The 14,423-nt window shown below is 45.1% G+C and carries 12 protein-coding genes and 1 pseudogene; 2 read left to right on the forward strand and 11 right to left on the reverse strand.

Features of this window, described 5'->3' with window-relative positions; all coding sequences use genetic code 11:
* Positions 1-618: 618 nt before the first annotated feature.
* Together holA and DW083_RS01265 are read right to left on the reverse strand one after the other, a co-directional pair.
* Complete coding sequence (gene holA, locus DW083_RS01260; protein ID WP_122331162.1) at positions 619-1,641, reverse strand: DNA polymerase III subunit delta; 1,023 nt, start codon at positions 1,639-1,641, stop codon at positions 619-621.
* 29 nt (positions 1,642-1,670) lie between these two features.
* Positions 1,671-2,447, reverse strand: coding sequence for an AMP nucleosidase (locus DW083_RS01265; protein ID WP_115499006.1), 777 nt, complete (start codon positions 2,445-2,447; stop codon positions 1,671-1,673).
* 54 nt (positions 2,448-2,501) lie between these two features.
* On the opposite strand from DW083_RS01265, the gene DW083_RS01270 reads away from it, so the two are divergent.
* Positions 2,502-2,951, forward strand: a complete 450-nt coding sequence (locus DW083_RS01270; RefSeq protein ID WP_115499005.1) for a type I restriction enzyme HsdR N-terminal domain-containing protein — start codon at positions 2,502-2,504, stop codon at positions 2,949-2,951.
* A 414-nt stretch (positions 2,952-3,365) separates the two neighbouring features.
* Here DW083_RS01270 and nqrF read toward each other — a convergent pair whose 3' ends face one another.
* From nqrF to DW083_RS01305, 6 genes are read right to left on the reverse strand one after another with little or no spacing between them, the layout of a single operon-like run.
* A complete protein-coding gene (gene nqrF, locus DW083_RS01280; RefSeq protein WP_115499003.1) occupies positions 3,366-4,652 on the reverse strand; it encodes an NADH:ubiquinone reductase (Na(+)-transporting) subunit F in 1,287 nt (428 codons plus the stop codon).
* Between the two features lie 28 nt (positions 4,653-4,680).
* Positions 4,681-5,298, reverse strand: coding sequence for an NADH:ubiquinone reductase (Na(+)-transporting) subunit E (nqrE, locus tag DW083_RS01285; protein WP_115499002.1), 618 nt, complete (start codon positions 5,296-5,298; stop codon positions 4,681-4,683).
* 25 nt (positions 5,299-5,323) lie between these two features.
* Positions 5,324-5,953: an NADH:ubiquinone reductase (Na(+)-transporting) subunit D gene (locus DW083_RS01290; RefSeq protein ID WP_115499001.1), complete on the reverse strand. Its 630-nt coding sequence runs from the start codon at positions 5,951-5,953 to the stop codon at positions 5,324-5,326.
* Between the two features lie 6 nt (positions 5,954-5,959).
* The gene (nqrC, locus tag DW083_RS01295) at positions 5,960-6,772 is read right to left on the reverse strand and encodes an NADH:ubiquinone reductase (Na(+)-transporting) subunit C (protein ID WP_115499000.1); all 813 of its coding nucleotides are present in this window, start codon (positions 6,770-6,772) and stop codon (positions 5,960-5,962) included.
* Positions 6,773-6,785: 13 nt separating this feature from the next.
* Positions 6,786-7,988, reverse strand: coding sequence for an NADH:ubiquinone reductase (Na(+)-transporting) subunit B (locus DW083_RS01300; RefSeq protein ID WP_115498999.1), 1,203 nt, complete (start codon positions 7,986-7,988; stop codon positions 6,786-6,788).
* Between the two features lie 23 nt (positions 7,989-8,011).
* Positions 8,012-9,361, reverse strand: coding sequence for a Na(+)-translocating NADH-quinone reductase subunit A (locus DW083_RS01305; protein ID WP_122331163.1), 1,350 nt, complete (start codon positions 9,359-9,361; stop codon positions 8,012-8,014).
* A 126-nt stretch (positions 9,362-9,487) separates the two neighbouring features.
* Between DW083_RS01305 and DW083_RS01310 the strand changes: the two genes are divergently transcribed.
* Positions 9,488-10,762 (forward strand): DUF5103 domain-containing protein, encoded by a 1,275-nt coding sequence (locus DW083_RS01310; protein WP_122331164.1) that lies wholly within the window; start codon positions 9,488-9,490, stop codon positions 10,760-10,762.
* A gap of 178 nt (positions 10,763-10,940) precedes the next feature.
* Here DW083_RS01310 and guaD read toward each other — a convergent pair.
* The 3 genes and pseudogenes from guaD to DW083_RS01325 form a co-directional block, all read right to left on the reverse strand.
* A pseudogene (gene guaD / locus DW083_RS01315) lies at positions 10,941-12,241 on the reverse strand (guanine deaminase).
* A 6-nt stretch (positions 12,242-12,247) separates the two neighbouring features.
* On the reverse strand, positions 12,248-13,144 hold the full coding sequence (locus DW083_RS01320; RefSeq protein WP_115498995.1) for a cation diffusion facilitator family transporter: 897 nt from the start codon (positions 13,142-13,144) through the stop codon (positions 12,248-12,250).
* Between the two features lie 25 nt (positions 13,145-13,169).
* Entirely contained in the window at positions 13,170-14,393 is a 1,224-nt protein-coding gene (locus tag DW083_RS01325) for a CHC2 zinc finger domain-containing protein (RefSeq protein WP_147382075.1), read from the reverse strand.
* Positions 14,394-14,423 lie beyond the last annotated feature (30 nt).

The raw sequence follows: 14,423 nt of genomic DNA on the forward strand, positions 1-14,423 counted from the left end.
CACTATGTAACCTATTTTATTGTTATCCTTATTATTATAAAATACAAAAACAAGATTATTCTTTGTTTTTATGAGCATTTGTACACAGATGTAGCCTTATAATTAACGTGTCAGATTAATATTTCAACGTAATTAACTGGTTTATGCTTATTTATGCGAAAAATAGAAAGTTTGGCTGAAAGGTCTGTTTTTATCAGTTTATAATAGTAATGTAAACATAAACAAATGTTTCCTTATTGAATTTTGTTTACAGAATACAATTGTATTCGTACATAAATTACACAAACAGCTGTGTTTACAATCGTAACATTTGTAATTAAGTTTACATTTAAACACTATAATTTGTTTTGATATTATGGGATACTGACAGAATGTCCCGATTTACGAATGTTATCTTACCTGGCCAATCTCTTTTGGCATTGGTGAAGGCTAAACCTCTCTTTTTTGATGATTTTTGTGAACGGATGGTAAGGCGAGGATAAATATTCAACTCACGAGTGGGTTAAAATGAGTATAATGCACTGAAAAACAAAAAGAAGAGGCTTATTTTTCCGGTCTATTTTTTTGTTATTCCAGGAAAAAGCCCCTTCTTTCTGCTTATTGGGTATAAAAAGTTGTTTAATGAAGTATTTTGTAGAGTAGCTCCTTCAGAAGTTCGGCATCCGATACCGATGTATTTTCCACTCCTTTCGAGCGGGCGTCCGTCATACGGATATCACTGATCAGGTTAAAGACCTTCATAGCCGAATAGTTTCGCATTCCCAAAAGATAATCTTTGACCTGGAAAGTTCCCCTAAGACCAAGTGCCGTCATCAGACCGGTCTCGGAACGGTCCTTCGTATAATAGCAGATCAACAGGTTTGAGAAGTAGTTAAATAATACAGGAAGGGTCATCTGGATCGGATTGCTTTTCGGGTTCTTTTCGAAGTACTGGGCAATCCTGTTTGCCTTCAGGACATCCTTCATGGCAAGTGCCTTTATCAGCTCGAAGTTATTGTATTCTTTACTGATTCCGATGTTCTGCTCTATTAACTCCGGCGTGATGCGTTTTGCTCCCTTTTCCGGCAGGATCAACGCCAGTTTATCCAATTCCTTGCTCAAGCGGCTTAAATCGTTTCCAAGGAAATCTGAGAGCATTTGAGCGGCTTTATTATCGATCCCTATAGAACGTAGTTGCATGAATGAACCGATAAAGGCCGGCATCTTATAATCGGGGATTTTTTTAGACTCGAATAATACGCCTATTTTATCGGTCGCAGCCGCTAATGCCTTACGGCGGTCCAGTGTTTTATATTTGTAATTAATGACCAGAACAGTCGACATTAATGGATTTTTTACATAGTTCGACAGCACTTCTATATCACGAACTAATTGTGCTTCCCGGACTACCACTAACTGATATTTTGACATCATCGGAAAACGGCGTGCCGCATTTATTATCGCAGCTGCATCCGTATCGGCTCCATACATGATAACCTGGTTAAAATCCCGTTCGGATTCCTCCAATACATTTTCGAGCAACAATTCCGTTATCTGGTCCATAAAAAAAGGTTCGTCACCCATCATAATATAGACAGGCGCAAACTTTTTTGCCACTATATCCCGGCATATTTCCTCGTATGTATATTCTTTTTTAGCCATATTTTCGCGTAATCTCTCTTTTATTCCAATTACCAACTGAAGCGGATATGACGGATTGTTTTCTTTCCGTCGATAATCTGACGAAGCGCTTCCACTCCCAACATGAGATGCTCTTCTGCAAAGTTTTTTGTCACGGCCCGGTCACTGGCTTCCGTTTTCACTCCGTCTTCTTCCATCGGCTTATCGGAAATCATCAGCAGCGCGCCTGTCGGGATTTTGTTGGCAAAGCCTGCCGTAAACAGTGTTGCTGTTTCCATATCGATGCCGGTGGCATGCGTCCGCCGAAGATAATCTTTAAAATCGTTATCGTATTCCCATACCCGCCGGTTCGTTGTGTAAACGGTACCGGTCCAGTAATCTTTTCCCCGGTCGCGGATTGCAGACGAAATGGCACGCATCATCGAGAAGGCCGGAAGCGACGGTACTTCCGCCGGAAGGTATTCGTTTGAAGTTCCTTCCCCGCGTATGGCAGCGATCGGCATGACGTAGTCGCCCAGGTTATTCGTCTTTTTCAACCCTCCACATTTCCCCAGAAAAAGGACTGCCGTCGGTTTGATCGCAGACAACAGGTCCATGATCGTAGCCGCATTCGCACTACCCATTCCAAAGTTGATGATCGTTACACCGTTGGCGGAAGCATTCGGCATCGTGTTCTTCAGCCCTAAGATCGGGACATTGAAATGTTCTGCAAACAGCTCCACATATTTCGTAAAGTTGGTAAGCAGGATATATTTATCAAAGTCTTCCAGTTTCCGTTCCGTATAGCGCGGCAACCAATTCTCGACAATTTCTTGTTTTGTTTTCATAAATCATTACCTTTGATGGACTGTTTTCGCAGAATAAAAGAACAAATATAGTAAATGCTGACATTAAACTTGCCTGGTTTCGCGCCTAAAGTAACAGAAAAAGATGGAAAACGTACGATCTTTGATCCCGTACGCCGTAAATATGTAGCCCTGACTCCGGAGGAATGGGTACGCCAGCATTTTGTCAACTATCTGATTTCTTTCAAAAATTATCCGAAAGAACTTCTGGCCAATGAAGTATTGGTAAAATTGAATGGAACGTCAAAACGCTGCGATACGGTTGCCTATAACCGCTTTTTAGCGCCTTTGGTAATTGTCGAGTACAAAGCCCCTACCGTCAGCATCACAAATGCCGTATTCGACCAGATTGCGCGTTATAATATGGTTTTGCATGTCGAATACCTGATCGTAAGCAATGGACTCAACCACTATTGTTGCAAGATCGACTACAACAACCAGACTTATGTCTTTCTGAACGGTATTCCCGGATATGACGAGCTGTAAATTACAGGATGGATGCGGTTTGGTCCTTGTAAATCAAAATGGAATCGCTTATTTGAGTATTGGCCGGCCTGTCGACATAGACAGAATTACTATCCTTTATAACAGGCTGTTCCGCTGATTCCTTCTCATTGAAAATGAGAGAATAACCTAAGATAACCGCAAAAAAAGATAATATCAACGCTTTCATAATCTATTGCAATTTTAAAATCATATACAAGTATGATGTATTTAGAACGGGAAACGCTGCACTATATTACAAAAGAAATGTATTTTTTTTGTCACCCATTTGTAATACCGAGTTTCCCTTCCCTTGATTTACAAGGATAACATTCTAATAAACAGAATAGTTCTAAAATAAAAAGCGGGAAAAGAAAAAATCTCTTCCCGCTTCTTTTATTTTGATCGAATGATCGTTTATGCACCGAAGTCGTCGAAATGCAACATTTCACGCGGCACACCTAAATTGTCCAACATGTTTTCCACAGCCTTTGACATCGGGCCCGGACCACACATGTAGTATTCGATATCTTCCGGAGCTTCGTGATCCTTCAGATAAGTATCGTAGATTACCTGGTGAACGAAACCGGCCGTGTACTTCACGCCTGCTGCATCGGCTACAGGATCCGGACGGTCGAGCGCCAGATGGAATGTGAAGTTCGGGAATTCTTTTTCGATTTCCAGGAAGTCTTCCAAATAGAACACTTCGTTCAGTGCACGGGCACCGTAGAAGTATGACATCTTGCGGTCTGTTGTCTTCAACGTCTTTGTCATGTGCATGATCTGCGCACGCAACGGAGCCATACCGGCACCACCGCCGACCCACATCATCTCGCGCTTGGAGTCGAAGATCGGATGGAAATCACCGTAAGGACCGCTCATCGTCACTTTATCACCCGGTTTCAGGGTAAAGATATAAGAAGAAGCGATACCCGGCATCACATCCTGGAAGCCCACCTGAGGTTTCGGCTTGAACGGCGGTGTGGCAATACGAACCGTCAACATGATACGGTCGCCTTCCGCAGGATAGTTAGCCATAGAATAAGCACGGATAGTCGGCTCGTCGTTCTTGCATTTCAGCGTGAACAAACCGAAGTTTTTCCATGCCGGCAGATATTCGTCACCGATCAGGTTCTTGTCGATATCTTTGTCATAATCCATTGAGTATGCAGGAATCTTGATCTGGGCATAAGAACCCGGCAGGAAGTCCATGTGTTCGCCCTTAGGCAATGCTACGATAAACTCTTTGATGAAAGTAGCCACGTTCTTGTTGGAGATCACTTCGCATTCCCATTCCTTTACGCCGAATACTTCGTCCGGAACCTGAACGACCATATCTTCCTTTACCTTGCACTGGCATGCCAGACGCCAGTGTTCCTTGATCTGCTTGCGAGAGAAAAAGCCCTTTTCAGTCGGCAGGATTTCTCCTCCGCCATCGATTACCTGCGCACGGCACTGGCCACATTTACCACCACCACCACAGGCAGAAGACAGGAAGATACCCCCGCTCTGCAAAGCGCCCAACAGCGTTCCGCCTATCGGAGTTTCTATTTCTTTTTCTTTATTTACCTCCAGCTTTACATTTCCGGATGGTACCAATTTTGCTTTAGCGAACAAAAGTGCGGCTACCAGAATCAGTGTTATCACAAGGAAAACAACTGCACTGGCTGCGATTGTAAGTCCGCCCGACATTAATAAAATCATCTTTATCTGTTATTTAATGCGTTAATACTTAAATCTTAAGACCTGAGAAGCACATAAAGGCCATACCCATCAAACCGGTGATAATGAAGGTAATACCAAGACCCTTCAACGGTTTGGGAATGTCTGAATATGCCAGTTTTTCACGGATAGCAGCCATACCTACGATAGCCAGCAACCATCCGATACCAGAACCTAAGCCATACACAGTTGCAACACCTACATTCGGAAATGCTTTCTGCTGCATAAACAGAGAACCACCCAGGATAGCGCAGTTTACAGCGATAAGCGGCAAAAAGATACCCAGGGAAGCATACAGAGAGGGTGAAAACTTCTCGATAACCATTTCAACCAATTGCACGAAAGATGCAATAACGGCGATAAAGATGATGAAAGCGAGGAAGCTCAGATTCACGTTTGCGAAATCCGGTCCCAACCAGCTCAATGCACCTTCTTTCAGTACATAGTTTTCAAGCATATAGTTGATCGGCAGTGTACACAAGAGCACGAATGTCACTGCTATACCTAATCCTAAAGCTGTCTTCACATTTTTGGAAACAGCCACGAACGAACACATACCCAAGTAGTATGCGAAGATCATGTTGTCTACAAAAATCGAGCGGACGAATGTGCTTAATAATTCTTCCATTCTATTATTCTTTTAATAGTTAGCATTAATTTTCCTGAAGTTCCTTGTTACGAGCACGATGAACCCAAATAATCACAGCAATCACGATCAACGCCATCGGAGGCAGGATCATCAAACCGTTGTTCACATAACCGAAGTCATAGAATGCCTGCGGAATTACCTGGAAGCCTAACAGTGTGCCGGAACCTAACAGTTCGCGGAAGAAACCGACGATCACCAGTATCAACGCATACCCGAGGCCGTTGCCGATACCGTCGAGGAATGATTCCCACGGGCCGTTACCCAAAGCAAATGCTTCCAGACGTCCCATCAGGATACAGTTGGTAATGATCAGACCGACAAACACGGAAAGCTGTTTGTTTACATCGTAAGCAAATGCTTTCAACACTTCACTAACAATAGTTACCAACGCAGCGACAACCACCAACTGTACAATAATACGGATACGGTTAGGAATTGTATTACGGATCAATGAAATGATTACGTTGGCAAAAGCCACAACAGCCGTTACTGAAATACCCATTACAATAGCCGGCTCCAGTTTTGATGTTACAGCCAGCGCAGAGCAGATACCCAGCATCTGGACGACAACAGGGTTGTTGGCGCTAAGCGGGCCTAACAGAACTTCTTTATTCTTATTCGATAATAATCCCATCTTCTCTTAATTTTGTGAGGTTAAAAATTTGACATAACCACTCAAACTGTTGAACAACATCGCGTCGACACCCTTACTGGTGATCGTACCGCCGGAAATACCGTCAACATAATCCTGGCCTTCCACACTCTTGCCGGGTTTTACTACGGCAACAGATTTGAATGTTCCATCCATAAACAGCTTTTTGCCTTTAAATTCACTGCTGAACGCCGGCTTGGCGATTTCGGCACCCAGACCCGGAGTTTCCCCCTGGTGGCTGAAGTCGGCGCCGTACACCGTGTTCTTATCGCTATCTACGGAAATATATCCCCACAGCGGGCCCCACAGACCTGCACCATGCAAAGCCATGATGTATTTTGTCTGGCCGTCTACATTAGCTACGAAAACCGGGTATTCGTGTTCGGTTGCAGCCTTTACTACATCGGCAGCAAAAGCATCGCCGTCCACCTTCTGTCCGTTTTCATTTACCAGGAATGCCTCCTTGATCAATTCGTTATATTTAGCTTCAGCTTCATTGGCAGAAACCGCTACGTTGATGGAACGCAGAATCTGCTGGCGCTTGTCGTTTTCTTCATTCTTCTGCTGGAAGCTTCTCAGCGACTGGGAAGTGAAAGCCAACACGACGGCTACCAGAACAACCATTACCGAAGCATATACAACCGTATAAACATTGCTATCCCGGTTCATACCCTTCTTGGCTGCAGCCTCGTCTTTCACTTCTTCGAAATCGGAAGCAGGAGCTGCACATATAGGACAAACATCCGGAGCTTTATTTCCTTCGTGGATATATCCACATACTTTACATTTATATTTAGCCATACTCCTTCTTACTTTATTTGATTACACGTTTCAATCTGCGGTTGATGTTAGCTTCCACTACGTAGTAGTCGATCAGCGGAGCAAATACATTCATCAACAGGATAGCGAGCATCATACCTTCGGGATAACCCGGGTTCAACGCGCGGATGATAATAGCCATGGCGCCAACCAGGAAGCCATAGATATATTTACCTGTTTCCGTACGGGCTGAAGTGACAGGGTCGGTAGCCATAAACACGGCGCCGAATGCGAAACCGCCCAGGAACAGTTGATCCAGCGGAGATACGCACATCGAAACTGTCGTTCCGACCATATTGAAGATCAATGACATGACAGCACCACCGACAAATACGGAAACCATTGTCTTCCAGCTTGCGATTCTTGTAAACAGAAGGATTACGGCACCGATCAGAATTGCCAATACGGATGTTTCACCGATTGAACCCGGAATCAGACCCAAGAACATGTCCCATGTGGAAATCGGATGTCCGAGAACATCGACAGCCTGGAACGAATTGATCAGTTCCTTGCCTGCAATTGCAATCTGTCCCAGCGGAGTTGCACCGGAGAAACCGTCCACAACCTGGCCGCCACCAATACCGAACGTGTCGGCTGTACGGACAAACACCTGGTCGCCCGACATGGCTGCCGGATAGGCAAAGAACAGGAATGCACGTGTAACCAAGGCTACATTAAATACATTATATCCCGTACCGCCAAATACTTCTTTTGCAAAAACAACAGCGAATGCAGTGGCAACAGCGATCATCCACAGCGGAGTGTCCACCGGAACGATCATCGGGATCAGGATACCGGAAACCAGGAAACCTTCCTGAATTTCTTCCTTCTTCACCTGGGCAACCGCAAACTCGATACCCAAACCAACCACATACGAAACAATGATTTTAGGCAATACAGCCAGAAAACCAAAAATAAAAGTCATGAGAAATCCCGGATCAGTACCAACCGCAAGGTTATGCTGATAACCGACATTATACATACCAAAAAGCAAAGCGGGCAACAAAGCTATGATAACCACGGTCATCGTACGCTTCGAGTCAATATAGTCATGAATATGTACGCCTGATTTGGAAGTCGCATTCGGAACAAATAAGAATGTTTCGATACCTTCAAAAACAGAACGGAACATCGCCAGCTTTCCGCCTTCCTCAAAGTTAGGCTTAATCTTGTCGAGGTAATTCCTTAACGCTTTCAATGTATTCTAATTTTTTAATGTTATTAATTCATTTCCTTGTATAACAGATTCAAGCCCTGACGAACGATCTTCTGGATTTCAAGCTTGGATGTGTCAACAAATTCGCAAAGTGCAAAATCTTCGGGAGCCACTTCGTAGATACCTAAGTTTTCCATCTTGTCGATATCGAACGTGATGATTGCCTTCAGCAGGTATTCCGGCATGATGTCCATCGGGAATACGCTTTCGTATTCGTTAGACATGATCATGGCGCGTTTGCCACCCTTGATGCGGGCGTCGATTACATACTCTTTGTTCTTACCCATCAGCCAGGTCGGGAAAGAGTGGCTGACACTGTATTTTCCAAAGCCGGGAGTAGCCCAACCGAAGAAATCGTATGTTTCGTCGCCTTCCGGGATTACGGTAATCTGATTGTCGTAAGCGCCTAAGTAGTCGTCTTTCATCACCTTCGTACCGGTCAGCACATTACCGCTGATGATACGAACGTCTTCGTTCCCTTTCAGGATCTTTCCGGCAACCAGGCTGTCAACCGTACAACCGGAGATAGCCTTGATATATCCTCTTTCTGTCGTTTCGGAACCGGTCAGCACAACCAGGCGGCTGAAATCGGCAATACCTTTATTGAACAGACGGCCGATTACGATCACATCGGCAGGATTTACCGTCCAAACCACTTCGCCTTTGTTGACAGGCTTGATGTGATTAATCTGTACTCCCACATTCGCTGCAGGATGCGGACCTTCCACTTCCACTGTTTCAACACCTTTCACACTGACGGAAGAACCTTTGCGGACACCGACATAAACCTTACCGGCGGTAAGCTTTGCCAATGCATCCAACCCTGTCTGGAAATCTGCTTCCTGACCTTTCACGATGAAATCGAAGTTCGGCGCTAACGGTGCGGAGTAGAATGCAGAAACAAAGATGTCACGCGGAGCATCTGCCGGCGAAGCGACGATGTCATACGGACGTTGTTTGATATAAGGCCACAAACCGGCATTCAGGATTGCGTCCTTAACCTCCTCTCCTTTCAGAGAAGCTACATTTTTCTTGCCGAAGTCCTCGTACTCGATCTGCGCATCCGGCTTAACAACAATGCTAAGCACCTTACGCTTCTCTCCTCGGTTTACGGCAGTTACTTCGCCACTGACAGGCGAAACAAACTTGATCTCCGGGCGGTTCTTATCGATCATCAATACAGAACCGGCTTTGACTTTTTCTCCTACTTTGGCAACAACTTTGGGTACAATACCGTTATAATAATCGGGAACGATCGCGTAAGTATCGCTTTTCCCCCCGTTTAACAGTACGTCCGAAGCTTTGCCCTTCAGATTAATGTCTAAACCCTTTTTAATCTTAATCACATTTGCCATGATACAACTAAAATTGTTTATATGTAATTTTCCCGCAAAAGTAAGCAATTTTTTATGCTTTAAAGCAGGCGAAAGGAAATAATTAAAGAAATAATTCCATAATTTTGCATTGTCAAAGAAAGAAATATGAAAAAGAGAGTGTACAGTTTGCTTTTTATGTCGCTTTTTGCCCTTTCCATCGGGGCAAATGCACAAGTGAAGTATTTTACCGACGTCAACAACAAACAGATAAAGACGCTTCAGGTGAAAGTGGCCGGCGAGTTGATATCCGAGCCTTATATCGCTTTGGGCGGCGACGAGCGGATCGAAATCAATTTCGACGGTTTGGGCAGCGGGTACACACGGTATGCCTACAACGTCATACACTGCAATGCCGACTGGACACAGTCGCAGTTGAGCCCCATCGAATACATGAACGGTTTCCAGGGAATGACAATCGACGATTTTGCCAATTCCATCGGGACAACCACCCAATATTCCAACTATCGCCTGTTGCTTCCGAACGACGACGTCCAGTTCAAAGTTTCCGGAAATTACGCCATACAGGTCTATAAGGAAGACAATCCGGACCAGATCGTGTTTACGGCCTGTTTCTCGGTGGCCGAACCTGTCGTCAACATCGCAGCTTCCGTCAGCGGGAATACGGACATCGACACCAACCAGAGCCATCAGCAGGTCAGCTTCACCATCAATAACAAGAATTTCCCGATCACCTATCCGCAAACAGACCTGAAGATATATGTCTATCAGGACAACCGGCGCGATAATGCCGTCACCGACCTGCAGCCGATGAGCATTTTAGAAAACCAGATTTCCTATACTTACAACCGCAACCTGATTTTCCCTGCCGGAAACGAATACCGGCGTATGGAGTTCCTGAGCAACAAATATAACGGGATGCACGTCGAAGACATCTCTTATCACAACCCTTATTATAATGTGGAGTTGATGACCGATTATAAGCGGGACAAAGGGACCTATCAGTACGACCAGGACCAGGACGGGCGTTTCTTCATCCGTTGCAGCGGTTGCAACGATCCCGATACGGAAGCCGATTACTACATCGTGCATTTCGCGCTTGCCTGTGACCCGTTGCCCGATGGAAACGTCTATCTGAACGGTGAGCTGTATAATAATGTATTGGACGAAAAGAGTAAAATGGGCTATAACTTCGAAACAAACCAATACGAAAAAGCAGTCCTGCTGAAACAAGGCAGCTACAACTACCAATATTTGTTTGTCCCTACCGGATCTACGGTCGGACAGACCGGACCGATAGAAGGCAACTTCTACCAGACGCAAAACGAATATAGCATCTACGTCTACTTCCGCCCGATGGGTGCCCGCTACGACCGCTTGATCGGCGTGACGACAGTCAGGAACGAAATGCAAGTGTTTTAGGAGATTACAAAAAAGTTTCAAGCATCCGAAAGTCTGAAACTTTAGTTTCAACAATTCCGTGCAGTTGAAACTTTTGTTTCATGCCGATGGAACTTTAGTTTCACGGGACGAAAATTTAGTTTCCTCGGCTGAAACTTTAGTTTCGACCGCAGACACTTTAGTTTCAGTCGCAAAGACTTCACATTCGTTTCCCCATGATATAGGTTGCCACAATGTTACGGTCATCCCCTAAAGTTTGCAAACCGAAGAGTTTGTTCTCCAGTTCCCATTTCCCATTGCGTTCCAGATATTCCCGGCGTATTTGTTGGGAAGGGGTGGCGGCATAATCGAGAACGATGAAGTCCGCCTTCCGGCCTTTTTCAAAACTGCCTGTTTCATCCTCCAGATGGAGCGCCTTTGCGGCTCCTAAAGTACATTTGTAAAAGGATTCCAGTACGGACATCGGATATCCGTTGAGTTGCTGCACCTTGTAAGATTCGCCCATCGTACGAAGCAAGGAGTAAGACGTTCCGGCACCGACATCGGTCGCCAGCGTGGTCTGCATGCCGATCCGGTTGGCCTGCCGCATATCATACAGGCCGCTTCCTAAAAAGAGATTGGAAGTCGGGCAATGAGCGATAACCGAACCGGCTTCTGCCAGGCGGCGGCATTCCGAATCCGACAGATGGATGCAATGGCCGAAAACCGAACGGTCTGTAACCAGTCCCGCCCGTTCGTACACTTCTAAATAATCCCGGCAGCCGGGACACAAGGAAAGTGTATTACAGATTTCCTCCTTATTTTCGGAAAGATGCGTTTGGATATAAGTATCCGGATATTGCTCATGCAGGCGTCCTGCGGCCTCAGTTGTTCGTTCGAGCAGGAGATCGCAAAACGGGGAGTGATCACATAACGGTTACGCCCTTTCTTATGCCAGGCTTCGATCAGAGAACGGCTTTCGGCCTCTCCCCGCCCGACCGTGTCGGTCAAACCATCCGGCGCATTACGGTCCATCAGCACTTTTCCGGTCATCATACACATATTATATTCCGAAGCAACCGAAAAAAGGGCATTGACGGATGCGGCATGCACAGTCGCATATGCCATACAGGTCGTCGTCCCGTTCCGGAACAGTTCCTGCACGAAAAAGCGTGCGATCCGTTCGGCATGCTCCGGAGACGAGAAAGCCTGTTCGGCAGGAAAAGTATAGTCATTCAGCCACTCAAGCAATTGTTTCCCATACATCCCGATAATCTCGGCTTGCGGATAATGGATGTGAGAATCGATAAAGCCCGGCATTATCAGCTTGTCGGAATAGTTGATCCGTTCACAACCAGCGTAGTGGCTTTCGAGTTCTTTGAAAGGCCCGCAATCGATTATGATCCCTTCCTTCACGACCAACGCTCCGTCGGGGAAATACCGGAAAGCGTCACTTCTGTCCAAAGGCGAATCTGTAAAGTCGAAAACTTCTCCTCTATATAACTTTATCGTATCGTTCATCTTCCTTCATTTTACCGGTTCGACATGTAAAACAATATGAGTTGCCGGACCATATTTCAACCGTAATTTCCGCTCTATCTCTTTTGTCAGTTCGTGTGCATGGCTGACGGTTGTCTGGCCGTCCACACGGATATGAACCTCGATTGCAAAATCATTGCCGATACGGCGGGTACACAGATTATGCGGGTTCTTCACGTCCGGAGTCTCGTTAATGACTGAAAGGATCTCGTCTTCCACTTCTTTAGGCAATGATTTCTCCAACAGGTCATTTATTGCAGGGAGGACCAACTGGAAAGCCACTTTTACAATCAGGATACTGACGATAACAGCCGCGATCGGGTCCAGCACACGCCAGTTGTCGCCCAACAGGATTGCACCGCCGATTCCAAGCGCCGTGCCTATGGAAGAAAAAGCATCCGAACGATGATGCCAGGCATTCGCAATAACCGCCTGGCTGTTTTCCCGCCTGCCGACAGAAAGGGTCAGGCGAAACAACGCCTCCTTTATCATTATAGATACGACAGCAGCGAGCAGGGCAATCTTTCCCGGACTTTCAAGCGGCTCATCCATGAAATAAAATCCATATATCTTATTCGCCCCTTCCCAGAAAAGGCCGACTCCTACGCACATCAGGACGATACCGATGACCGAAGTGGCCAACGTTTCATACTTACCATGCCCGTAGTCATGCCCTTCATCCTTCGGCTTTGACGATATATTGATAAAAAGCAGTACGATTACATCCGTAACAAAGTCGGAAAGAGAATGGACGGCATCTGCAATCATGGCACTACTGTGTCCCAATACGCCTGCTACAAATTTGAAAACCAGTAACAGGAAATTGGCTACCGACCCGGTCAGAGTCACCGCCATAATCTTTTTCTTTCTTGTATGCGCTTTCATCCTGCTTTTTTATCTCGCAATCAATTTATCCGAAATATCGATATAAATAGCCCCAGTTTCTATCTAAAAGACCGGTCAGCTTGTCAACCTTGTTCCGCACTTGAATCAACTCGGACCGTAACTGGAGTTTCTCTTCCAATACTTGCACGCTTGCCAGCTGTTTCGTTATTTCCTCTAATCGGGCAATAAGACGTACGTTTACCGCATCCAGATAATTCAGACGGGTAGACTGACGGATAAAATACTCAAATCGGGCTGGTTCCATCTTATAGTATAAAGATGATAATCCTTTTCTTGGCAAAGGAAAACGATATGGAGTTATTGAAAGATGCGATAATCGGGCGGCCGCTTTTGTCGCTCTGACCTGTTTGGATATTTCATCGGGGTACATAAAGACAACCTGATTCGTCTGTTTTAAAAGCGATTCGATGTGGCGATAAGTCAGTTCCGGCCCGCAACAGGCTACCGTATTGGTGAAACCTGCGGCATGCATGATCATTAAATCCTTGCTGTTCCATACCAAATATGCAAAACCGCATCGTTTTATAGCCTCGATTGCCTGATAAAGCCCCAACAGGTTTGTTTCTCTCAAATCTGCAGGAATGCAAAAGCCTTCTTCTTCTTTTTCTTCCGGAACGTATTTAAGAAAACCTTGTAAACTTCCGCTATCATCCCGAACAGGGAAGAGCTTGCATCCGGAAATCTGTTCATAGGTATCCGGAAGGATATCTGCCGCCACACCAAGCTCCAAATATTGATGGGCATAGGCTAAAAGAGGACTACTGCATGAGTTGGAGGTGAAAGAGTTTAATAACATATTGAACTCTTTTTCTCTATGCTTGGCAGTAAACATACTCTTTTCTTTTTCCTTTTTCCGCTTACTCTTGCGGGCAAGGCATTCCAATCCATTTTCATCAATCGGAATATGGAACCAATCCACCAAAAGGCGTAATGCTTCCCCTTCATTACAACCGACTAACTGTTGTGTCAAGCGGACAACGTCACCGGCTTCTTTACAGACATCACACTCGTAGATTTGATCCGTTACTTTTATTTTAAAAGATTTTTCGTCATCTTTATGAAATGGACAACTACACATTAGTGTTTTTCCTGATTTACTTCCACGATGCAATTCCGCATATTTCTGAACTACATCTTCCAATCTTGCTTCTTGAGCGATTGTTTGCTTCAAATTTTTAATCATAATTAAATTTTGAGGTTTTTCTTGGATAATAAGGCAAATAACCAATTATTGATAAATCCCACGACCCAATCTCTC

The sequence above is a fragment of the Parabacteroides sp. AF48-14 genome (assembly GCF_003477465.1).
Lineage (GTDB): Bacteria > Bacteroidota > Bacteroidia > Bacteroidales > Tannerellaceae > Parabacteroides > Parabacteroides acidifaciens.

Excerpts from the sequence above, each read along its gene's own strand:
- DW083_RS01265 (WP_115499006.1), bottom strand. The coding sequence starts at position 2,447 with ATGAAAACAAAACAAGAAATTGTCGAGAATTGGTTGCCGCGCTATACG.
- DW083_RS01270 (WP_115499005.1), top strand. The coding sequence starts at position 2,502 with ATGCTGACATTAAACTTGCCTGGTTTCGCGCCTAAAGTAACAGAAAAA.
- DW083_RS01290 (WP_115499001.1), bottom strand. The coding sequence starts at position 5,953 with ATGGGATTATTATCGAATAAGAATAAAGAAGTTCTGTTAGGCCCGCTT.
- DW083_RS01310 (WP_122331164.1), top strand. The coding sequence starts at position 9,488 with ATGAAAAAGAGAGTGTACAGTTTGCTTTTTATGTCGCTTTTTGCCCTT.
- nqrE (WP_115499002.1), bottom strand. The coding sequence starts at position 5,298 with ATGGAAGAATTATTAAGCACATTCGTCCGCTCGATTTTTGTAGACAAC.
- DW083_RS01305 (WP_122331163.1), bottom strand. The coding sequence starts at position 9,361 with ATGGCAAATGTGATTAAGATTAAAAAGGGTTTAGACATTAATCTGAAG.
- nqrF (WP_115499003.1), bottom strand. The coding sequence starts at position 4,652 with ATGATTTTATTAATGTCGGGCGGACTTACAATCGCAGCCAGTGCAGTT.
- holA (WP_122331162.1), bottom strand. The coding sequence starts at position 1,641 with ATGGCTAAAAAAGAATATACATACGAGGAAATATGCCGGGATATAGTG.
- nqrC (WP_115499000.1), bottom strand. The coding sequence starts at position 6,772 with ATGGCTAAATATAAATGTAAAGTATGTGGATATATCCACGAAGGAAAT.
- DW083_RS01320 (WP_115498995.1), bottom strand. The coding sequence starts at position 13,144 with ATGAAAGCGCATACAAGAAAGAAAAAGATTATGGCGGTGACTCTGACC.